The following is an 18,890-nucleotide window of genomic DNA, read 5'->3' as shown; positions in this document are numbered from 1 at the left end:
GATCATGGGCAGGCTGGCCCGCCCGAGCCTCTTCGCCCAGGCCGCGGCGCCGTCGGCCGGCGCCTTTCTCATCGAACATGGCAGCCCAGAAACAGCTTTGGGCGCCGTGGTTATCGGCGCCCTGCTGAACGTGGCCTTGGGCCTGGGTCTTTTTGCGATGACCTCGCCGCATCGAAAAGCGGCGAGGTCACGCCACTGATCAGTTCTTCGGGAACAGCGCCGACAGATCGCCCCAGCGCGACTGGCCCGACTGGTCGTCATTGTCGAACTGCTGCGGCTCGGCATGCTCGTCCGGGATTTCATGACCCGGGAGCGGGTCGAGGGTCGCCGGCTTGCCAGCGGCCTTGCGCGCCTTGAGGATCGCGGCATTGAGGTCGGTCTGCGTGCAGAGACCCAGCAGCACCGGGTCGCGCGGACGGAGATTGGCCGTATTCCAATGGCTGCGGTCGCGGATGGCAGCAATCGTCTGCTTGGTCGTGCCGATGAGGCGCGAGACCTGCGCATCGGACAATTCCGGGTGATGGCGGATGAGCCAAGCCACGGCATCGGGCTTGTCCTGACGCTTGGAGACCGGCGTATAACGCGGGCCCTTGGTACGCGTCAGCGGCTGCGGAATATCCGACTTCGCCATCTTGAGGTTGGCGGTGGTGTCGCCTTCGCAGCGCTTGATCTCCTCGGCCGTCAGCTGGCCGTTGGCGGTCGGGTCCTGGCCAACGATGCCGATCGCCACCTCGCCATCGGCAATGCCCTGGACTTCCAGCGGATGCAGGCCGCAGAAGGCGCCGATCTGGTCGAAGGACAATGCTGTGTTCTCGATGAGCCAAACGGCCGTCGCCTTGGGCATCAGGATCTGAGTCATGCTACTCCTCTACGCCAACGGGGCGGCAACCCCGTCGGGCGGTCAAGCAACGACTTGACCATGTTGGAAAAACAGCCGCAGGCTGCGCGGATGGTCGCGCCAAGCCTTGGCCCTCAACGCAGGCATTTACCACTTCGTTTGTGCAAGTGCAAAGGGCAATCTTTGCCGCAGCAACCGTTTTTACAGTTAACTCATTGTAAAATAACAGGTTAGACAGTCAGCACAATCTTTCCCGTATGTGCGCTGGATTCCATGAGGCGGTGCGCCTCGGCGGCATCCTTGAGCGGGAAAGTCTTGAAGAGGACGGGCCTCACCTTGCCGGCGTCGAGAAGCGGCCAGACCTTGGTCCTGAGTTCAGCGGCGATCGCCGCCTTCTGGGCGACCGAACGGGGCCGCAGGGTCGAGCCGGTGATGGTCTGCCGCTTCATCATCACCTGGGCGAAATTGACCTCCGCTTTCGCCCCTTGCAGGAAGGCGATGAACACCAGGCGCCCGTCGACCGCGAGACAGGAGAGATTGCGGTTGATGTAGTCGCCGCCGACCATGTCGAGGATGAGGTCGGCGCCGCGCTTGCCCGTTGCCGCCAGCACCTCGGCCGCGAAATCCTGCTCGCGGTAATTGAGGGCGAGATCGGCACCCAGCTTGCGGCAGGCCTCGGCCTTGTCCGCGCTGCCCACCGTGGCGATCACCTTGGCGCCGAATTGGTGCGCGAGTTGGATCGCCGTCGTGCCGATGCCGCTCGATCCGCCGTGGATCAGGAACGTCTCGCCGGCCTTCAAGCCGCCGCGCTCGAAGACGTTGGTCCAGACGGTGAAGAAGGTCTCAGGCAGGGCTGCCGCCAGCACCATGTCAAAGCCCCTTGGCACCGGCAGGCATTGCGGCGCTGGGGCTGCGCAGAACTCGGCATAGCCGCCGCCGGCCACCAAGGCGGTCACCTGATCGCCGATCTTCCAGCTGCCGACATCGCCCTTCACAGCCACAATCTCGCCCGCGACTTCAAGGCCAGGGAGGTCCGACGCACCCGGCGGCGGCGCATAGCCACCCTGGCGTTGCAGGACGTCAGGCCGGTTGACCCCGGCGGCCGCCACCTTGATCAGCACCTCGCCCTCGGCCAAGGTCGGCAGCGGGCGTTTACCGGGTTTCAGCACCTCAGGGCCACCGAAGCCGTTAAGTTCAATCGCTGTCATTTCGCTGGGCAGGGATGTCATGATCATTTCCTTGTGGATCAGGCGCAGGGGCCCGAGGTAGCCGCCCGGCGTGGCAATTGGCAAGCCCCGCCGTTAGACTCGTCGGCAATCGCGTTAAAGGGAGCCTACCGATGGACATGGATGATTTGGAACCCCGGACCAAGAAAGCGCAGAAGCGGAATCTGGAGCCGATGGGGGTCGAGGAGCTGACGGCCTATATCGACGAACTCAAGGAGGAAATCCTGCGGGTAGAGGCAGATATCGCCAAAAAGAAGAATCACCGTGCCGCTGCGCAAAGCCTGTTTAAAAGCTGAACATCCGGTCAGAAATTTGCCGATGGAAAAAAGGAGTCTGCGTTAACTGTTTGTTCACGCGGAGTGCCTATTTTGGCAGTCAGGAAGAACCACGTTCTTCCTTCCTGGATCTCTCCGATCCAGTTTCATGCCTCCCTGTCTAACTTGCCGCCGGCCTTCGCGCCGGCGGATTTGTTTTTATGCAAACAAATTTCCGCAGCGAAATGGGCCGACAAATCTCGACGTAGTCGCTTGGGTTTTCACAATCAGATCACGAAAGCGCGCGTGAAGATGTCAAGCGATGAATCCCGCTTGACGGGTCCCCTCACCCCTCCTAACTTTCGCGGGCGACAAGTTAGACAGGTCTGAGGCTTTTTAAAAATGAGAGGGCCGCAACCGGGAAACCGGTTAGCGGCCCTCCGCTTTTCTGGCCTCTGTCGAGAGGCCGACCGATGGTCGTTTACGCGGCCTTGTTCTCGATGATCTGGGGCTGTGCCTTTGCCGCGCCGTTGATGGCGACGGTGCGCGGCTTCATCGCTTCCGGCACTTCGCGCTTCAGATCGATATGCAACAGGCCGTTGACCAACTCGGCACCGACGACACGGATGTGATCAGCAAGCTCGAAGCGTCGCTCGAACGCACGACCGGCGATGCCACGATGCAGGTAGGTTTTCGGCGCCTCGTCCTTCGCGGGCTTGCCGGAAACCAAGAGCTGGTTTTCCTGCGCAGTAATGGTGAGCTCGGCCTCGGTAAATCCGGCAACCGCCATCGTGATGCGATAGGCGTCTTCGCTGGCCTGCTCGATGTTGTATGGCGGGTAGGCAAGCTGCGCGTCGTCAAGTCGCAGCGCCGAATCCATCAGGCGCGACAGACGATCGAAGCCAACCGACGAGCGGAAAAGGGGAGAAAGATCATAGGAACGCATAGCCATATCCTCCGTTGAGCAACATGGGAAAATCTGGGTCATCCAAGGGATCGACCCGGAAATCTAATCGGAACCCGACCATTCGGCGCCCCGATACACCGGATTTAGGTCCTCTCAGGCGTCCTTCAAGACCCGGTCATCACTTTTTCTTAACCGGTTGGATTGTTTCTTAGGCTCTGGAATGCAACCATGTTTTTGTTGATGGCGGCACTGAAACGGTTTTCTGCCGACCATGAGGAGCAAACGATCGATGGCCACGATCGAATTCTATGATCGCACGATGTCGGAGACGATGAGTCTGCTCGTCGAAGCGCGCCGCTATCTCAGTGACCGCGCCGAGGGCGACCAGCGTCACCTCACGATCGATCAGGGCCTTGCCAGCTCCGTGGAAACCATGCGCCTCGTCTCGCGCCTGACCGAAGCCTTGGCTTGGCTCCTCACGCATCGCGCCGTGTTGACTGGTGAACTGACCATCAACGAGGCGCTGGCGCCGGAACGGCGCCTTGGTGGGCATGTGCTGTGCGGTCGCGACACGACCGAGGATATGCGCGAAATGCCCGTCGACTTCCAGCGGCTGATGGCGCGGAGCCTCGAACTCTATCAGCGCATCGCGCATCTCGACGCGCAGGTAAACGATCGCGCCACGCAACCCGGTGACGGCGGTGCCTGGCCGCCCGAGCGCAGCGGCCGCGCCTGATCGTCCCAATTCGACGCGCATCCCAAATTCACGGCAGTGACACGACGGCTTCGAATCCGTCTTCCATGCCATGCGCCGGCGAACACAACGTCAAACGGCCACCGGCCTGCCGCAGGATCGTCTCGACAATCGCCAAGCCGAGCCCCGACCCTTGCGCCACAGTCGCACCACGCGCAAAACGCTCGGTCAGGCGCACGAGATCACCTGCCGGAACGACAGGCCCGCGATTGACGACATGGAGATCACCGACGGCATCGAGATAAACCGAGATGGGGCTCCCTGCTGCACCGTGATTGAGCGCATTGTCGATAAGGTTGCGCAAGACGATGGCAAAGGCGTCGATATCGATCCGCCGCTTCCATTCACCGGCCTCAAATTCCGCCAGCGAGATGCGACCCGCACCAGCGGTGCTGCGGCGCATTTCATCGAGCAGCAGATGCAGGACGGGCATTAGGTCGATCGCTTCACCCGTGATGGCGATACCACTATCGGCACGCGCCAACTGCAGCATCTTTTCCACCATATTGCCAAGTCGCCGTAGCGAGCCGAGGATGAGGTCGATCCGCGCCTGATTGGCGGTCGGTCCGAGGTCGGCGGAAAGGCGCTGCAATTGGGCCATCGCTGCAGCAATCGGCGTGCGCAGTTCATGAGCACTGTTGGCGGCGAAGGCCCGCTCGCTCGCCAGGGCCAAGCCGAGACGCTCCATCAACCGATTGACGTCCTTGACGATCGGCGCGAATTCCGCGGGAAGACCCGCATCGTCAATCGGCGCCAGATCGGTGCTGCTTCGCGTGCGGATCGATTCGCGCACGGAGCCGATCGGTCCCATTACCTGCTTGACGGTCCAATAGATCGTGACGCCAGCGAGCGGCAGAAGAAAGACGACCGGGATAAGGAGACCCAACATGCTGTTGAGGATCGTCTCAATGCGGTGACCCTTTTTCTCGGTCACTTGCATGGCAACGCCGCCATCTTGCGATATCTCGGTATAGAAGCGCTGGCCGTCATGCCAATTGAACCCTGGCGTCAAAGACGTGGCGAAAGCCTCGGACGGCGCATCATGGGATCGCATCAAGACATGGCCGCGCGCATCCCGGACCTGATAGATGATGTATTCATGATGTCCTTCGACATCGTCGCCCACGGCCCGCTCGCCACCCTCCTCTTCACTTTCCTCGATATCGGCGACGACCAGCGGCAGCAGACGTTGTGCCGTCTCCTGCAGCGCGCTGTCGAGTACCTCATCGATTTCATGCCAGACGACGAAGGTCGAGATGCCGACCGCGCCGAGCCAGAGCAATCCCAAGGCGGCGGTCAGAAGCAGGACGAGGCGGCGGTTGAGAGACCAGCGCCGCATCATGCCCCCTCTAACCTGTAGCCGATGCCGCGGATGGTGGTGATTGCATCCTTGCCGAGCTTCTTGCGCAGGCGGCTGACATGCACCTCGATCGTGTTGCTTTCGACTTCCTGGTCGAAGGAATAAAGCGCCTCTTCGAGCTTTTCCTTGCTGACCACCGCATTGGGTCGACGCAGCAATTCATCGAGGATCGCCCATTCGCGCGCAGTGAGGTCGGTGCGCTTGCCATCGATCCGCAGGACACGCGCGGTGGAATCGATCTCCATGTCGCGCAAGCGGATGACGGTATTGGGATTGCCGCCGGAGCGGCGCGCAACCGCCGCAACCCGGGCCGCCAGTTCGTCGAGATCGAAGGGCTTGACCAGGTAATCGTCGGCGCCGGCATTGAGGCCGGTAATGCGGTCGCGGATCTGGTCGCGCGCGGTGAGGATGATGACCGGGCGGGTATCGCCCTGGCGCCGCATGGATTTCAGCAGGTCGATGCCCGATCCGTCGGGAAGGTTGAGATCGAGCAGCACCAGGCCGTATTCGACGGCACGCAATGCAGCCTCCGCGTCATCGAGCCGCATCAGGCGGTCGACGGCATGTCCGGCGTCACGGATATGTTCTTCGACGGCGGCACCCAGGGCCGGTTCGTCCTCTATCAGCAGAACACGCATGAGAATTCTCGTGATTTATCCGGCCGGCATAGTGGGTGAGCGAGGTTACGCGAAGCTGAAGAAAAATCTTTCGCGCCGTCAGATTGGCTTCAGGAGTCGGACCGATGTTACGCCGGTCTCGAGTTCCAATCACTCCCGAACTTCAATCATGAGGATTTCCCAATGAAACGCGTTCTCATCACCACCTTGTTCCTGGGCTTCGTCGGCGCCGGCAGCGCCGCGGCGGCTGAGCTCTGCAACGTGCCGGAAGGCGAATGGCAGCCCAAGGAGGCCCTCCAGAAGCAGCTTGAAGGCGAAGGCGTCACCATCAAGAAGATCAAGATCGACGAAGGCTGCTACGAAGTCTATGGCACCGACAAGGACGGCAAGAAGATCGAGAACTATTACGATCCGAAGACCTTCTCGCTGGTCAAGGCGCAGCAGGACTGACGGTCATGGCGGCGACGGTCAAGATCTGGGATCCGCTGGTCCGGGTGTTCCATTGGAGCCTGGTTGCCAGCTTCGCCATCGCCTGGCTGAGCGCCGAGGACGCGCGCGATCTGCATCTGTGGGCGGGTTATGCCGCTGCATCGCTGATCGCGTTCCGCCTCGTCTGGGGAATTGCGGGAACACGCTATGCCCGATTTTCCCAGTTCGTGCGCAGCCCGCGGGCCGTCGCCGCCTACCTGCGCGATATCGTCAGCGGCCGCGAGGCGCGTTACCTCGGCCACAACCCGGCTGGCGCCGCGATGATCATGGCCCTGATCCTCGTCATGGCCGGACTTTGCCTGACCGGCTGGCTCTATACGACAGATGCCTTCTGGGGTGAGGATTGGGTCGAAGAGACCCACGAACTCCTCGCCAACATCCTTTTGGGCCTTGTTGGCCTGCATATCCTGGGTGTGTTCGTGGCGAGTTTCCGCCACCGTGAGAACCTCGTCCGCGCCATGCTGACCGGCCGCAAACGCGCGCCAAGTACCGGTGATGTGACGGCCTGATAGATGAAGGGCAGCGGCCTTTCTGCTGCTGCCCTCGTCTCACCCGCTCGCGGCCAGACCTATTTCATTCCATTGAGGAACTTGGTCACTTCACTGCGCAGCGTCTCAACTTCGCCGCTGACGCGGTGCGCAGCCCCCTTGGCCTGCTGGGCGCTCTTGCCCGTTTTCTGGGCTGCCCCGCTGATGGTGACGATGTTGGCCGACACCTGGGTCGTACCGGCCGAAGCCTGCTGCACGTTACGGGCAATCTCCTGCGTGGCAGCGCCCTGCTCCTCGATCGCTGCGGCCACACCGGCCGAGATGTCGCTGAGGCGGCTGATGGTGCGGCTGATATTCTCGACCGCTTCGACCGACTGCTTCGTCGCCGTCTGAATCTCCGCAATCTTCGAACCGATCTCATCGGTGGCCTTGGCCGTCTGGCTGGCCAGGCTCTTCACTTCGCCGGCCACCACGGCAAAGCCCTTGCCGGCTGCCCCGGCCCGCGCTGCCTCGATGGTGGCGTTGAGGGCCAGTAGATTGGTCTGGCTGGCGATATCGTTGATGAGGCGAACAACATCGCCGATCTGCTGACTGGCTTCCGCCAGCCCCCGGATACGCAGATTGGTCGCGTTGGCCTCGCTGACCGCACTGGCGGTGATATCGGCGGACTGCATCACTTGGCGACCAATCTCGGTGATCGAAGCGTTGAGCTGTTCGGCGGCGCTTGCGACGGTCTGGACGTTGACCGAAGCATTTTCCGCAGCCGCTGCAACGGCCACGGCACGCTGACTGGCATCGTCGGCAGCTTCAGTCAGGAACCCGGCGTCATTGTCCATTTGCTGGGCGGCCTCGGCCAGATTGCGGGCGACGCCATCCATGCTGCTGCCGAAGCCCTGCGCAAGACCGGCGATTTCACGCATGCGCCGGTCCATCGCTTCCGTTCCGGCATTGATCACCTCGGCAGCGGTACGGAACGAGCCCGGAAGTCCGCGCGTGAGCACTTTGCGGAAGGTCTTGCCCTGGCCGGCATATTCCATCGAGGCGGATGCTTCGCGCACAAAGGCATCTACGATGTCGAGCATATTGTCGATGGAAACCTGCAGCCGACCGAGATCGCCGCCTTCGCGCCGCGTGGCGACGCGTGCCTCGAGATTGCCGAGGAAAGCCTGCTGGCAGACCTCGGCCGTGATCCGGATTTCAATGAGCGAGCGCCGGATGGACCAGAGCGCCAGACCCAGCAGGATAGCAGGGATCGTGACCTCGACAGCGGAGAACCACCCGGCACGGATATCGAGCACGAAGCCCAAGGCCTCGCCACCCAGCAGAACGAGAAAGGCCAAGCCGACGGCAAGCGCCGCCTTAAAGAGAGAAGACGAATTCGTCATAATCGACACCCTTGCTCTTCAGCACATCCGAAAGACATTCAACGCCGCGCAGCATGCCGTCCTTGCGGCTGTCGTGGCGCTTTTCCTCGGCAAGGATCTGCGCATAGAGGGGCTTCACCCGGTCGATCTGCACTGGATCCGGCTTGCGCCGATTGGAATGGAAGCCGGTCACGTTGCGCTTGCTGTCGAGCGTCGGCGTCACATGGGCGAAGACCCAGTAATGATCGCCGTTCTTGGCCATGTTGAGCACATAGGCGAAGATTTCCTTCTTCGCCTGGATCGACTCCCACAGCAGCTTGAAGATGCTGCGCGGCATGTCCGGGTGGCGGATCAGGTTGTGGGGGGCGCCGATCACCTCCGCCGCCGAATATCTGGCGAGTCGCAGGAAAACGTCATTGGCATAGGTAATGCGACCTTTGAGGTTGGTCTTGCTGACGATCAACTCTTCCGGCCCATAAGGGCATTCGACACCCGTCGGCAATATGTTTGCGCGTGCCATGCGATGCTCCAATTGTAATACCTATTAGTCTGGTAGACTTATAGGAGCTATCTAATCGCACAACATTCGGTAGGGAAGCGAAATAATAGTGACTAAAGCTGCGCTTTGTCCCTGGATTTATCTTAAATTTTCCAATTAGTTAGCGATCGATGGCGAAAGATTGCCACGGCTCACCCGTTATGCTGCTGTGCAGCAAAGAAACCTGAACATATTCCTGCGTACGCGCGCTTGTAGAAGGGCGTTGCGATCCCCATTTGAGCGCCACGGGCCGGGCCCCTCTGGCGAACTTGGGTTCTGAAGAATCTGGTTCGTGATGTCGGACCGTAATCGGGTGATTCTCGATGCCGGTCCGGTCTTTCTTTCCCGCCGAATCCATGTGTCGAGCACCCCTTGCAGCAACAATCGGGGTTCATCATGGATGGTTTCTTCGGACTTTTGTTTCTCGGCCAGCCGGCCTGGATGTGGCTGGGCTTCATCGGCATCGTCATCGCCCTGCTTGCCTTCGATCTTGGCGTCCTGCATCGGGACAAGACCGGATCAGGGCATGAAATCGGCGTGCGCGAGAGCCTCGGCCTTTCCGCGCTTTACATCACCCTTGGCCTTGCCTTCAGCGGCTTCGTCTGGATGCAGCTGGGGTCCAAACCGGCCTTCGAATACCTGACCGGCTTCGTGGTCGAGAAGAGCCTCGCCCTCGACAACGTCTTCGTCATCGCCCTCATCTTCACCTATTTCGCCATTCCCCGCGCGTATCAGCACCGGGTGCTGTTCTGGGGCATTCTGGGCGCCATCATGCTGCGCGCGATCATGATCGGATTCGGCGCGGCCCTGGTGTCGGAGTTTCATTGGGTCCTCTATATCTTCGCCGCTTTCCTCATCGTCACCGGCATCAAAATGCTGTTCATGGGCGATAAGCCGAACGATCTTGGCAATGATCCTCTGGTAAGGTTCATGCGCCGCCGGTTCCGCGTCACTGATAAGCTCGAAGGGCAGCACTTCTTCGTGCGCCGCTCCGACCCAAAGACGGGGCGCTTGGCGACTTTCGTGACGCCGCTCTTCCTCGCTCTGGTATTGATCGAGTTCACCGACGTCATCTTTGCGGTCGATTCCGTGCCGGCGATCTTCGCCATCACCACCGACCCCTATGTCGTCTATACGTCGAACATCTTCGCGATCTTGGGCTTGCGGGCGCTCTATTTCGCCCTTGCCGCCATTCTCCACCGCTTTGCCTATCTGAAGCAGGCGCTGGCGATCCTCCTTGTTTTCATCGGCTCGAAGATTTTCGTGGCCGATCTCTTGGGCCTTGATAAGTTCCCTGCCAGCTGGTCGCTGGGCGTGACGTTCGCCATCCTGGCCAGCGGTATCTTCTATTCGCTCTGGCGCACTAGGAGCGCGCAGAAGCTCTCAGCGTGACGAGGTCTTTCGATGGAAAAACTGATTGACGGCTACCGCCGCTTCCGCGCCGACGTCTGGCCGGCCGAACGGGAACGCTACCGGGTGTTGGCAGAAAAAGGCCAGCGACCCGAGACGATGGTGATCGCCTGTTCAGACTCGCGGGTCGATCCGCAGACCGTGTTCGGCTGCGGCCCGGGCGAATTGTTCGTCGTGCGCAACGTCGCCGCCTTGGTGCCGCCTTATTCGCCCGATGGCGGCTATCACGGGACCAGCGCGGCGCTGGAATTCGCCGTGCGTGTCCTCCAGGTGAAGCGGCTCGTCGTGCTCGGCCATGCGCGCTGCGGCGGCGTGCAGGCAATGGCGGAAGGGGCGCCGGAGACGGCCCAGGATTTCGTCGTTCCCTGGGTCTCGATCGCGCAAGGGGCGCTCGACCGCGTCCCGCACCAGCACGCGGAAGGAGAGGAGCATGGGCACGCCCATCTCGATCTGTGCGAGATGGAGGTGATCCGCCTCACCCTCGGCAACCTCCTCACCTTCCCCTGGATCAGAGACGCCGTCGCGGCCGGTGCGCTTGCCATCCACGGCTTCCGCTTCGACATCCACACCGGCATCCTCGCCCGGGTGACGGACAAGGGTCTGCAACCGGTCTCGTGACAAAAAAAACGGCCGCCCGAAAGGGCGGCCGTTCGACCTTGCGGCAAATGCGCGAGGCTTACTTCTTGAGGCCGATGCCAGCGAACTTCTTGTTGAACTTCGCGAGCTGACCGCCCGAATCCAGCAGACGGTGAACGCCCGTCCAGGCCGGATGCGACTTGGGGTCGATGTCGAGGTTCAGCGTGTCGCCTTCCTTGCCCCAGGTGCTGCGGGTCTTGAACTTGGTGCCGTCGGTCATGACGACGTTGATCTCGTGGTAATCCGGATGACCAGTGGCCTTCATGGCAAAATCTCCTACGCTTAAACCCACGGGTAAAGGACCCTTGGGTAGCGACCCTTGGGCGAAAGTTGGCCGGTTTATAACCAAGCCCCCCAAAATGCGCAAGAACCGATGTCCGGTTCCGGCCAGATGCGCCTAGTTGGCTGGAAAACCGCGACAAAATGGTTAATTCGGTATCCAGATTTGCCATTGCGGGGGAGCGCGGGCCCGGTTATGTCAGGTGCCGCGTCCTGGAATAGCCCAGGAATTTGCTCGGGATAAGCCGATGGAAGCCGCCGAATTCGACCGCCTGGCCAGCGATACCCTGAAGCGGCTGATGATCGCCATCGAGGATTCCCTAGGCGATGCCATCGAGGATATCGACCTCCAAGGCTCGGTCCTGACGGTCGAACTGGCCGACGGCGGCACCTATGTCATCAACAAGCACACGGAAAACCGCGAAATCTGGCTTTCCAGCCCGAAGAGCGGCGCCGCCCATTTCAAACCGGAAGCCGATGGCCGAACCTGGCAGTCGACACGCGGCGGCGACCCGTTGCATGCCCGGCTCAATGCGGAACTCGGTGCCATCGCCGGTAAGCCCATCGATTTGGGAGCCTGAATCATGGCGCGTGGCGGTGCCAATCTTCCCGACCGGCCGACATCGCGCGAGATCCGGCGCCTGAGCGACCTCCTCCAATTTATCAAACCCTATCGCTGGCACGTGCTGGCGGGGAGCATCGCACTGCTGGTGACGGCGAGTACGGTGCTGGCACTGGGCAGCGGCATGCGCTACCTGGTCGATCGCGGCTTCGGCCTGGGCGATCCGGCGATCCTCGACGAAACCGTGCTGGCCCTCTTTGCCGTGACTGTTGTCTTGGCTGTCGCCACTTATATCCGCTTCTATTTCGTGACCTGGGTCGGCGAACGGGTGGTGGCGGACATCCGCAAGGCGGTCTTCGACCATATCGTCAGCCTGTCACCGGGCTTCTTCGAGGTGACGCGGACAGGCGAGGTCATCTCGCGACTCACCACCGATACGACGCTGTTGCAGACGGTGGTGGGTTCCTCCGCTTCGATCGCCCTGCGCAACACGATCATGATGATCGGCGCCACCGTGATGCTGTTCATCACCAGCCCGAAGCTCACCGGCCTCGTCTTTCTGGTGGTTCCGTTCGTGGTGGCGCCGATCATCATCTATGGCCGCAAGGTGCGGGTCCTCTCGCGCCTCTCGCAGGACAAGATCGCCGAGGTTTCGGCCGACGCCAATGAATCGCTCTATGGTATCCGCACGGTCCAAGCCTTTGCGCACGAGCATGAGGAAAGAAAGCGCTTCGGCAACCGCGTCGAAGAAGCTTTCAACGCCGCAACTGCGCGCGTGCGTGCCCGTGCCCTGCTCACGGCCCTCGTCATCCTCCTCATCTTCGGGGCGATTTCGATCGTGCTGTGGATCGGCGGCGCCGATGTGCTGGCGGGTTCGATCTCGGCCGGGCAGCTCTCGGCCTTCGTTTTTTATGCCATCGTCGTGGCGGGCTCACTCGGCGCCATCACCGAAGTGGTCGGCGATCTGCAGCGCGCAGCCGGTGCGATGGAACGCATTATCGAGCTGCTCAACACGCGGCCGATCATCACAGCGCCGCCATTGCCCAAGCATCTTCCCAAGCCGCTTACCGGTCGTATCGGCTTCGAGGACGTGACCTTCCACTACCCGTCACGGCCCGAGCAGAAGGCACTCGACCGGTTCAACCTGACAATCGAGCCCGGCGAGACGGTCGCCATCGTCGGCCCATCGGGGGCCGGCAAGACGACGGTCATGCAGCTGCTGATGCGCTTCTACGACCCCAATGACGGGCGCATCACGCTGGACGGCATCGACATCCGCGATCTGGTGCCTGAGACCTTGCGAGGGACAATGGGATTGGTGCCGCAGGACCCGGTGATCTTCTCCTCGAGTGCCGCCGAGAATATCCGCTATGGCCGGCCCGAGGCCGACATGGCAGCCATTCGCGCCGCCGCCGATGCCGCGCATGCGACCGAGTTCCTGGAGCGCCTGCCGCAGGGTTTCGATACCCATCTCGGTGAACGCGGCGTGCGCCTTTCCGGTGGCCAGCGCCAGCGCATCGCCATCGCCCGCGCCATCCTGCGCAATCCGACCTTGCTGCTTCTGGACGAGGCAACTTCAGCGCTTGATGCCGAGAGCGAGCAACTGGTTCAGGCCGCTCTCGACAAGCTGATGGTGGGCCGGACGACCCTGGTCATCGCCCATCGCCTGGCGACCGTTCTCAAGGCCGACCGTATCGTCGTCGTCGACAAGGGCCGGATCGACGCCATTGGCACGCATGCCGAGCTTATCCGTCAGGGCGGGCTCTATGCACGCTTGGCCGAGTTGCAGTTCGATCAGCCAAGCGGTACCAAACCTGTGGAAGCGGCGTAAGCTGGCGCCTGCTGTCAGGCCATCACAGGGAGACTGGGCAAATGAAAAGTCCGTCGATCATCGTTGCGGGCGGAACCAATCTCGACATCAAAAGCCGCATTGCCGGAAAGACGGTGCCCGGTACCTCCAATCCCGGCTGGACCGAGACGAGCCCTGGTGGCGTCGGGCGTAACATCGCTGAGAATCTGGCGCGCCTTGGTGCCGACGTGAAGCTCCTCACTGTCATCGGCGAAGATGCCGCGGGCGATCGCCTGCGCCGTGCTGCGCGCGCCGCCGGGATCGACACCAGCCTGATGCTGCAGCGCAAGGGTGCCACCGGCACCTATAACGTAACGCTGGATTCTGGCGGACAGATGCTGATCGGCGTCAGCGACATGAGCCTGATCGACGCAATGAAACCGGGCGACATCAATGCGCGAAAGGAGGCCTTGGCGGCGGCCGACCTGCTGGTGGCTGATGGCAATCTGCCGTTCCCCTGCCTGAAGGCGCTGGCGCTGATCGCCAAACGCGGCGAGAGACCACTGGTCTTGGATCCCGTATCTGTACCAAAGGCCAAGCGCCTGCTGCCCTTGCTCAAAGAAGGTTTGCAGATTGCGGCTCTCACCCCAAATCGTGATGAACTCGGCGAACTGGTGGGCGCACCCGTCAAGAACGAACGCGATCTGCAGCGGGCCGCAGTACGACTTCATGACCTGGGGGTCGGGATCGTGCTTGTGGGGCTCGGGGCCGATGGCAGCTTCCTTTCTTCGGCCGAGGGAGGCCAGCATTTCATCGCCGCGCGCAAGGGCAGCACCATCAAGGATGTGACGGGCGGCGGTGATGCCATGGTTGCCGGTTTTGCCTATGCTCTGGCGGTCGGGAAAAGCGCCGAAATGGCTGCGCGCAAAGGCCAGGAACTGGCAGCGCGTGCCGTGCGTTCCATGTCGAATGTCGCTGCGGGCGGAAAGGGTGGCCGATGAACCGCTATCTAGAAATCGCACCGGAGGTCGCTGCGGCGCTTGCCGTCGGCAAGCCGGTGGTGGCGCTCGAATCCACCATCGTCGCCCACGGCATGCCCTATCCGCAGAACTTGGAGACGGCTGAAAGCGTCGAGGCGATCGTGCGCGCGGGCGGCGCCGTGCCGGCCACCATCGCCATCCTCGACGGTCGGTTGAAGGTCGGCCTCACAGAAAAGGAGCTGGCGCGCGTGGCTGGGTCACCGGACATGGTGAAGGCCAGCATCCGCGACATGCCGGTCCTTGTCGCCAGCAAGGGCAATGGTGCCACCACGGTCGCCAGCACCATGCGCATCGCTGCGATGGCGGGTGTCCGCGTCTTCGTGACCGGCGGGATCGGCGGCGTCCATCGCGGTGCGGCGAAGAGCTTCGATATCTCGGCCGATCTTGAGGAACTGGCGACCAGCAATGTGGCCGTCATTTGCGCGGGCGCGAAATCCATCCTCGATATCGGCCTTACCCTCGAATATCTCGAAACCGCCGGTGTCCCCGTGGTGACGGTGGGAAGCGACATTTTCCCAGCCTTCTATTCACGTGACAGCGGCCACAAATCGCCCTTCACCGCCAAGAATGCCGACGAGATTGCCGCCATCCTGCACGCCAAATGGGAGATGGGGCTCAATGGCGGCGTCATCATCGCCAATCCGATCCCAGCCGAAGATGAGATACCAGCCGAGGAAATCGGGCGGCAGATCCAAGGCGCCCTCCTCGAAGCCGAAACGACCGGCGTTCGCGGCAAAGCCGTCACGCCGTTCCTGCTGAAGCGCGTCGCCACCCTGACCGAGGGCCGCTCGCTTGCCGCCAACATCGCCCTGGTGCGCCACAATGCGCGCCTCGGCGCAGCCATCGCGGCCGCACTCGGCGCGGGCCGCTAGACCGCCGATCTACTCACCTGCGCCCGCATCTTCCGGCTCGGGCCGCGCGGCGAGCCAGGTCAGGAGAGCGTCGAGTGACGGGCAGAGCGACTGCCCCCATTCGGTCAGCGCGTATTCGACCTTTGGCGGCACCTGCTGATAGACCGTCCGCGTGACCAGCCCATCGCTTTCCAGCCGCCGCAATTGCTGCGCCAGCATCTTTTGCGAAATAGCGGGGATCGCGCGCTCCAGATCTGAGAAGCGCAGGATCTTGCCGCCGAACAGATGAAACAGAATCTCGAGCTTCCAACGCCCCTCGAACAGCTTCTTTGCCTCTTCGACGCCGGCCGCCGCTGTTTCGCGCGTATAGCCGTTCACCGGCTTACCGGCAGGTAAGGAGCTTACTTTTTCGTGCGTTCTTGTCATTCGATAAGCACTACGACCATTTTCCGTGCGGCACAAGAACAGGCCACGCCCAGGCCAACCCGCGCTCCGAGGAAATGATGAACATCTCCACCCGGCATCAACACTCCCATCACAGCGAATGGAAGGGCGAACGATGACTTTCTCGCTGGATCTTGCCGGTCGTCGCGTCTTGGTCACCGGCGCCACGAAGGGGCTCGGCGCCGCTGTGGTCGATACCCTACACGGCGCCGGCACGCATATCGTCGCTGTCTCGCGTTCCGTACCGAAAGAAGAGGCGCGGCCGAAACTCCATTATGTCGCGGCCGACCTGACAACAGCGGAGGGGTGCGACAGCACCGTACAAGCAGTCAACAAGCTGATGGGTGGCGTGGATATCATCATCAATGTGCTGGGCGGATCAAAGGCGCCAGGCGGCGGCTTTGCGGCACTCGACGATGCCATCTGGAGGCGGGAAATCGACCTCAATCTCATGCCTGCTGTTCGGCTTGATCGCGCGCTGCTGCCGGCCATGATCGCGCAAGGCTCTGGAGTCGTCATTCACGTCAGTTCGATCCAGCGCAGGCTGCCCTTGCCCGAAGCGACGACGGCCTATGCCGCCGCGAAGGCAGCGCTATCGACCTACAGCAAGAGTCTCTCCAAGGAGGTCTCGCCCAAGGGCATCCGGATCGTCAGCGTGGCGCCGGGCTGGATTGAGACGGATGCCGCGATCGACCTGGCCCGGCGCCTCGCCGACGAAGCCGGCACCGATTACGAGGGCGGCAAAGAGATCATCATGCGGAGCCTCGGCGGCATTCCGCTCGGGCGTCCGGCAAGACCCCGTGAGGTCGCCGATCTCGTCGCCTTTCTGGCGTCGCCCCGCGCCGCCGCCATCACCGGCACCGAATTTGTGATCGACGGCGGCACTATCCCGACCGTCTGAAGCGATCGCCCAACCGAGGAAGGAAACACCTGCCCAGCAGGCTTAGGACCGACCGATCAACGCCTTGATTCCTTTGGATTTTGATTGAACTATCATTCAATATAAGTGATCTATTAATCTGAAATCATTGACTTTATCTGTCTATTGAGTTACAAACTTTGTCATATAAACGCCAGCGCAGATCGGAGTGGGATGATGACGATGATGCAGGACATGAAATCTCAAAAGTCGCTCCGCCACGGCGGTCTTCCGGTCAGCCTGCCGGCCTGGGCCTATCAGAGCGACGAGCTCGTCGACATCGAGTACGAGAACCTCATCCTGCCCAGCTGGCAGTTCGTCTGCCACGTCTCGGAAGTGCGCAACCCCGGCGATTTCGCAACGCTCGACATGAAGAAGGATTCGATCCTGGTCATGCGCGGCAAGGACGAGACCTTGCGCGCCTTCATGAATGTCTGCCGCCATCGGGCGGCCAAGCTGCTGACCGGCACCGGCAATTGCCGCGCCCGCATCACCTGTCCCTATCACGGCTGGAGCTACGATCTGTCGGGTGAACTCAAGGGCCTCCCGGCCGAAAAGACCTTTCCCGGGGTCGAAAAGGAGAAATTGGGGCTCAAAGAGATCGAGTTGGAGGTGCTTTCCGGCATGGTTTTCGCGCGGGTCGTTCCCGGCGGCCCCAGCTTGCGGGAATCCTTCGGCGACATGGTCGAAGTGATCGAGGAATACCGGCTCGATGAAATGGTCCCCGGTGGCCCGGCCTGGGTCGACAAGTGGGACTGCAACTGGAAGATCGCCGTCGACAACAATCTCGAGAATTACCATATCCCGGTCGGCCATCCCGGCCTCAACCGCATGTTCGACAGCGATCTCACTGGAACCATCAACCGTCACGGCGTCGCCTACAGCAAGAGCGTGCTGAAGGAGACCTTCTCGGCCAACCGGGCGGAGCGGATGTACCAGCACCTCGCCAAGGACGCCTTCCGGCAGCTCGGCGATGAGACGCGCCGAACCTGGACCTTCTTTTCGCTGGCACCCAATATCGGGCTCGACATCTATCCGGACAGTTTCGACATCTTCCAGATCCTGCCGCTGTCCGGCACGACCTGCCAGATGCGCTATCCGATCTATGTGCGCCCGAACGCCAGCCGGGGGGAAAAGGCGATGCAATACCTCAATGCCCGCATCAACCGGCAGGTGGGGCTGGAGGATCGCGAGCTTTGCGAGCGGGTCCAGAACGGCATGGGGTCGCACGGCTATGAGCCCGGCCCGCTTTCCAATTACGAGCATGCGGTGTTAGATTTCCACAATCGGATTCGCGCCGCCTGCCCCGTGGTCAACGATGCCCAGGCGCCCGTTTCCGGCACATTGCGGCAGCGTAACGACGCCCTGCGCGACGGAAACCGGTCGGCGGCCTGACCTGAAGCGCCTCGACATGACATCCGGTGCCTGGCCGGTTCTGCCGCCCTTGGAGGGGAATGGAACCGGCATGAGCCGCGAATTAGCCAAAGAGGCAAGGCGCCGGCAGCTGATCGAAGCGACCATCGACGGGATTGCCCGCAAGGGCTTTACCGAGCTGAAGATTGCCGATGTCGCCGCGGCGGCCGGGCTTTCGGTCGGCATCGTCAGCTTCTATTTCAAGAGCAAGGACGCCCTCCTCATCGCAACGCTCAAGCATCTGGTCGAGGATTACGAGCAGCATATGCGCGGCGTTCTCGCCAAGGCCGGCAAGTCGGCGGCGGCCCAGATCGACGCCATGATCGAGGCGGACTTCGCCCGCACCCACGCCAACCGCAAGCATGTCACCGTCTGGTATGCCTTCTGGGGCGAAACGCGCTGGCGCCCGGAATTCCTGAAGATGTGCGCCGACCTTTCCAGCACCTTCCACCAATCCACCACGGCCAGTTTCCAGGCCCTCATTGACGAAGGCGGCTATGAGGGGCTGGACGCGTCTCTCATCGCCCGCGGCTTCAACGCCATGATCGACGGGCTGTGGCTCGACATGCTGCTCAACCCCAAGCAGACCGATCGCGATACCGCCAAGGCCAGCGTCCGCATTTTCCTTGCCGGCCTCTTCCCCAAGGAATTCAGCGGCAAGGTGGCGGCCAACGGCAACGCCGCCGCATAAGCATCCTCTTCCAGGAGTTTA

22 protein-coding genes and 1 pseudogene are annotated in these 18,890 nt (G+C 61.8%); 14 read left to right on the top strand and 9 right to left on the bottom strand.

Features of this window, described 5'->3' with window-relative positions:
- Positions 1-199 (top strand): annotated as a pseudogene (locus ACE3PP_RS19090) (hypothetical protein); the annotation flags it as partial.
- Here ACE3PP_RS19090 and ACE3PP_RS19085 read toward each other — a convergent pair.
- Together ACE3PP_RS19085 and ACE3PP_RS19080 are read right to left on the bottom strand one after the other, a co-directional pair.
- Entirely contained in the window at positions 200-859 is a 660-nt protein-coding gene (locus ACE3PP_RS19085; RefSeq protein WP_374384870.1) for a DUF1013 domain-containing protein, read from the bottom strand.
- A gap of 209 nt (positions 860-1,068) precedes the next feature.
- Positions 1,069-2,067, bottom strand: coding sequence for an NAD(P)H-quinone oxidoreductase (locus ACE3PP_RS19080; protein ID WP_374384869.1), 999 nt, complete (start codon positions 2,065-2,067; stop codon positions 1,069-1,071).
- 110 nt (positions 2,068-2,177) lie between these two features.
- On the opposite strand from ACE3PP_RS19080, the gene ACE3PP_RS19075 reads away from it, so the two are divergent.
- A complete protein-coding gene (locus tag ACE3PP_RS19075) occupies positions 2,178-2,360 on the top strand; it encodes a DUF1192 domain-containing protein (protein ID WP_374384868.1) in 183 nt (60 codons plus the stop codon).
- 439 nt (positions 2,361-2,799) lie between these two features.
- Here the strand turns inward: ACE3PP_RS19075 and ACE3PP_RS19070 are convergent, their stop codons facing one another.
- Positions 2,800-3,264: an Hsp20 family protein gene (locus ACE3PP_RS19070; protein ID WP_374384867.1), complete on the bottom strand. Its 465-nt coding sequence runs from the start codon at positions 3,262-3,264 to the stop codon at positions 2,800-2,802.
- Between the two features lie 250 nt (positions 3,265-3,514).
- On the opposite strand from ACE3PP_RS19070, the gene ACE3PP_RS19065 reads away from it, so the two are divergent.
- A complete protein-coding gene (locus tag ACE3PP_RS19065) occupies positions 3,515-3,961 on the top strand; it encodes a DUF1465 family protein (protein WP_374384866.1) in 447 nt (148 codons plus the stop codon).
- A 28-nt stretch (positions 3,962-3,989) separates the two neighbouring features.
- Here the strand turns inward: ACE3PP_RS19065 and ACE3PP_RS19060 are convergent, their stop codons facing one another.
- Positions 3,990-5,321 (bottom strand): sensor histidine kinase, encoded by a 1,332-nt coding sequence (locus tag ACE3PP_RS19060; RefSeq protein WP_374384865.1) that lies wholly within the window; start codon positions 5,319-5,321, stop codon positions 3,990-3,992.
- A complete protein-coding gene (locus ACE3PP_RS19055) occupies positions 5,318-5,977 on the bottom strand; it encodes a response regulator (RefSeq protein ID WP_374384864.1) in 660 nt (219 codons plus the stop codon). The genes ACE3PP_RS19060 and ACE3PP_RS19055 overlap by 4 nt, the downstream gene beginning before the upstream one ends.
- A 162-nt stretch (positions 5,978-6,139) precedes the next feature.
- On the opposite strand from ACE3PP_RS19055, the gene ACE3PP_RS19050 reads away from it, so the two are divergent.
- Together ACE3PP_RS19050 and ACE3PP_RS19045 are read left to right on the top strand one after the other, a co-directional pair.
- On the top strand, positions 6,140-6,406 hold the full coding sequence (locus ACE3PP_RS19050; protein ID WP_374384863.1) for a PepSY domain-containing protein: 267 nt from the start codon (positions 6,140-6,142) through the stop codon (positions 6,404-6,406).
- A 5-nt stretch (positions 6,407-6,411) separates the two neighbouring features.
- A complete protein-coding gene (locus ACE3PP_RS19045) occupies positions 6,412-6,954 on the top strand; it encodes a cytochrome b/b6 domain-containing protein (RefSeq protein ID WP_374384861.1) in 543 nt (180 codons plus the stop codon).
- Between the two features lie 59 nt (positions 6,955-7,013).
- Here ACE3PP_RS19045 and ACE3PP_RS19040 read toward each other — a convergent pair whose 3' ends face one another.
- Positions 7,014-8,318, bottom strand: a complete 1,305-nt coding sequence (locus ACE3PP_RS19040; protein ID WP_374384860.1) for a methyl-accepting chemotaxis protein — start codon at positions 8,316-8,318, stop codon at positions 7,014-7,016.
- Positions 8,293-8,817, bottom strand: a complete 525-nt coding sequence (locus tag ACE3PP_RS19035) for a PAS domain-containing protein (RefSeq protein WP_374384859.1) — start codon at positions 8,815-8,817, stop codon at positions 8,293-8,295. Before ACE3PP_RS19035 ends, ACE3PP_RS19040 begins: the two co-directional genes overlap by 26 nt.
- Positions 8,818-9,231: 414 nt before the next feature.
- Here ACE3PP_RS19035 and ACE3PP_RS19030 point away from each other — a divergent pair, with 414 nt between their 5' ends.
- Both ACE3PP_RS19030 and ACE3PP_RS19025 read left to right on the top strand, forming a co-directional pair.
- Positions 9,232-10,227, top strand: coding sequence for a TerC family protein (locus ACE3PP_RS19030; protein WP_374384858.1), 996 nt, complete (start codon positions 9,232-9,234; stop codon positions 10,225-10,227).
- A gap of 12 nt (positions 10,228-10,239) precedes the next feature.
- Positions 10,240-10,863 (top strand): carbonic anhydrase, encoded by a 624-nt coding sequence (locus ACE3PP_RS19025; protein WP_374384857.1) that lies wholly within the window; start codon positions 10,240-10,242, stop codon positions 10,861-10,863.
- A 58-nt stretch (positions 10,864-10,921) separates the two neighbouring features.
- Here the strand turns inward: ACE3PP_RS19025 and rpmE are convergent, their stop codons facing one another.
- Positions 10,922-11,146 (bottom strand): 50S ribosomal protein L31, encoded by a 225-nt coding sequence (rpmE, locus tag ACE3PP_RS19020; RefSeq protein WP_320499559.1) that lies wholly within the window; start codon positions 11,144-11,146, stop codon positions 10,922-10,924.
- A gap of 262 nt (positions 11,147-11,408) precedes the next feature.
- On the opposite strand from rpmE, the gene cyaY reads away from it, so the two are divergent.
- The 4 genes from cyaY to ACE3PP_RS19000 are packed head-to-tail and all read left to right on the top strand — an operon-like array spanning position 11,409 to position 15,423.
- Positions 11,409-11,741 (top strand): iron donor protein CyaY, encoded by a 333-nt coding sequence (gene cyaY, locus ACE3PP_RS19015; protein WP_374384856.1) that lies wholly within the window; start codon positions 11,409-11,411, stop codon positions 11,739-11,741.
- A gap of 3 nt (positions 11,742-11,744) precedes the next feature.
- A complete protein-coding gene (locus ACE3PP_RS19010; RefSeq protein ID WP_374384855.1) occupies positions 11,745-13,553 on the top strand; it encodes an ABC transporter transmembrane domain-containing protein in 1,809 nt (602 codons plus the stop codon).
- Between the two features lie 41 nt (positions 13,554-13,594).
- Positions 13,595-14,512, top strand: a complete 918-nt coding sequence (locus ACE3PP_RS19005; protein WP_374384854.1) for a carbohydrate kinase family protein — start codon at positions 13,595-13,597, stop codon at positions 14,510-14,512.
- Positions 14,509-15,423 (top strand): pseudouridine-5'-phosphate glycosidase, encoded by a 915-nt coding sequence (locus tag ACE3PP_RS19000; RefSeq protein ID WP_374384853.1) that lies wholly within the window; start codon positions 14,509-14,511, stop codon positions 15,421-15,423. Before ACE3PP_RS19005 ends, ACE3PP_RS19000 begins: the two co-directional genes overlap by 4 nt.
- Before the next feature lie 9 nt (positions 15,424-15,432).
- Here the strand turns inward: ACE3PP_RS19000 and ACE3PP_RS18995 are convergent, their stop codons facing one another.
- Positions 15,433-15,828: a winged helix-turn-helix transcriptional regulator gene (locus tag ACE3PP_RS18995; RefSeq protein ID WP_374384852.1), complete on the bottom strand. Its 396-nt coding sequence runs from the start codon at positions 15,826-15,828 to the stop codon at positions 15,433-15,435.
- A gap of 133 nt (positions 15,829-15,961) precedes the next feature.
- Between ACE3PP_RS18995 and ACE3PP_RS18990 the strand changes: the two genes are divergently transcribed.
- The 3 genes from ACE3PP_RS18990 to betI all read left to right on the top strand — a co-directional run bounded on the left by ACE3PP_RS18990 (position 15,962) and on the right by betI (position 18,869).
- Positions 15,962-16,747: an SDR family oxidoreductase gene (locus ACE3PP_RS18990; RefSeq protein WP_374384851.1), complete on the top strand. Its 786-nt coding sequence runs from the start codon at positions 15,962-15,964 to the stop codon at positions 16,745-16,747.
- Between the two features lie 213 nt (positions 16,748-16,960).
- Positions 16,961-18,160: an aromatic ring-hydroxylating dioxygenase subunit alpha gene (locus ACE3PP_RS18985; protein WP_374384850.1), complete on the top strand. Its 1,200-nt coding sequence runs from the start codon at positions 16,961-16,963 to the stop codon at positions 18,158-18,160.
- Positions 18,161-18,230: 70 nt separating this feature from the next.
- Entirely contained in the window at positions 18,231-18,869 is a 639-nt protein-coding gene (gene betI / locus ACE3PP_RS18980; protein ID WP_374384849.1) for a transcriptional regulator BetI, read from the top strand.
- The last annotated feature ends 21 nt before the right edge of the window (positions 18,870-18,890 follow it).

Origin of the sequence: Dongia sp., from assembly GCF_041910485.1 — a bacterium.
Lineage (GTDB): Bacteria > Pseudomonadota > Alphaproteobacteria > Dongiales > Dongiaceae > Dongia.
Note: the sequence above shows the minus strand (reverse complement) of the source record. Positions and strands in the feature narration are given on the sequence as shown.

Coding starts and splice junctions, on each gene's coding strand:
- ACE3PP_RS19065 (WP_374384866.1), top strand. CDS start 3,515: ATGGCCACGATCGAATTCTATGATCGCACGATGTCGGAGACGATGAGT.
- ACE3PP_RS19045 (WP_374384861.1), top strand. CDS start 6,412: ATGGCGGCGACGGTCAAGATCTGGGATCCGCTGGTCCGGGTGTTCCAT.
- ACE3PP_RS18995 (WP_374384852.1), bottom strand. CDS start 15,828: ATGACAAGAACGCACGAAAAAGTAAGCTCCTTACCTGCCGGTAAGCCG.
- ACE3PP_RS19010 (WP_374384855.1), top strand. CDS start 11,745: ATGGCGCGTGGCGGTGCCAATCTTCCCGACCGGCCGACATCGCGCGAG.
- ACE3PP_RS19035 (WP_374384859.1), bottom strand. CDS start 8,817: ATGGCACGCGCAAACATATTGCCGACGGGTGTCGAATGCCCTTATGGG.
- ACE3PP_RS19050 (WP_374384863.1), top strand. CDS start 6,140: ATGAAACGCGTTCTCATCACCACCTTGTTCCTGGGCTTCGTCGGCGCC.
- ACE3PP_RS18985 (WP_374384850.1), top strand. CDS start 16,961: ATGAAATCTCAAAAGTCGCTCCGCCACGGCGGTCTTCCGGTCAGCCTG.
- ACE3PP_RS18990 (WP_374384851.1), top strand. CDS start 15,962: ATGACTTTCTCGCTGGATCTTGCCGGTCGTCGCGTCTTGGTCACCGGC.
- ACE3PP_RS19060 (WP_374384865.1), bottom strand. CDS start 5,321: ATGATGCGGCGCTGGTCTCTCAACCGCCGCCTCGTCCTGCTTCTGACC.
- ACE3PP_RS19075 (WP_374384868.1), top strand. CDS start 2,178: ATGGACATGGATGATTTGGAACCCCGGACCAAGAAAGCGCAGAAGCGG.
- ACE3PP_RS19070 (WP_374384867.1), bottom strand. CDS start 3,264: ATGCGTTCCTATGATCTTTCTCCCCTTTTCCGCTCGTCGGTTGGCTTC.
- ACE3PP_RS19005 (WP_374384854.1), top strand. CDS start 13,595: ATGAAAAGTCCGTCGATCATCGTTGCGGGCGGAACCAATCTCGACATC.
- ACE3PP_RS19080 (WP_374384869.1), bottom strand. CDS start 2,067: ATGACATCCCTGCCCAGCGAAATGACAGCGATTGAACTTAACGGCTTC.
- ACE3PP_RS19040 (WP_374384860.1), bottom strand. CDS start 8,318: ATGACGAATTCGTCTTCTCTCTTTAAGGCGGCGCTTGCCGTCGGCTTG.
- ACE3PP_RS19085 (WP_374384870.1), bottom strand. CDS start 859: ATGACTCAGATCCTGATGCCCAAGGCGACGGCCGTTTGGCTCATCGAG.
- ACE3PP_RS19055 (WP_374384864.1), bottom strand. CDS start 5,977: ATGCGTGTTCTGCTGATAGAGGACGAACCGGCCCTGGGTGCCGCCGTC.
- ACE3PP_RS19025 (WP_374384857.1), top strand. CDS start 10,240: ATGGAAAAACTGATTGACGGCTACCGCCGCTTCCGCGCCGACGTCTGG.
- betI (WP_374384849.1), top strand. CDS start 18,231: ATGAGCCGCGAATTAGCCAAAGAGGCAAGGCGCCGGCAGCTGATCGAA.
- ACE3PP_RS19030 (WP_374384858.1), top strand. CDS start 9,232: ATGGATGGTTTCTTCGGACTTTTGTTTCTCGGCCAGCCGGCCTGGATG.
- rpmE (WP_320499559.1), bottom strand. CDS start 11,146: ATGAAGGCCACTGGTCATCCGGATTACCACGAGATCAACGTCGTCATG.
- ACE3PP_RS19000 (WP_374384853.1), top strand. CDS start 14,509: ATGAACCGCTATCTAGAAATCGCACCGGAGGTCGCTGCGGCGCTTGCC.
- cyaY (WP_374384856.1), top strand. CDS start 11,409: ATGGAAGCCGCCGAATTCGACCGCCTGGCCAGCGATACCCTGAAGCGG.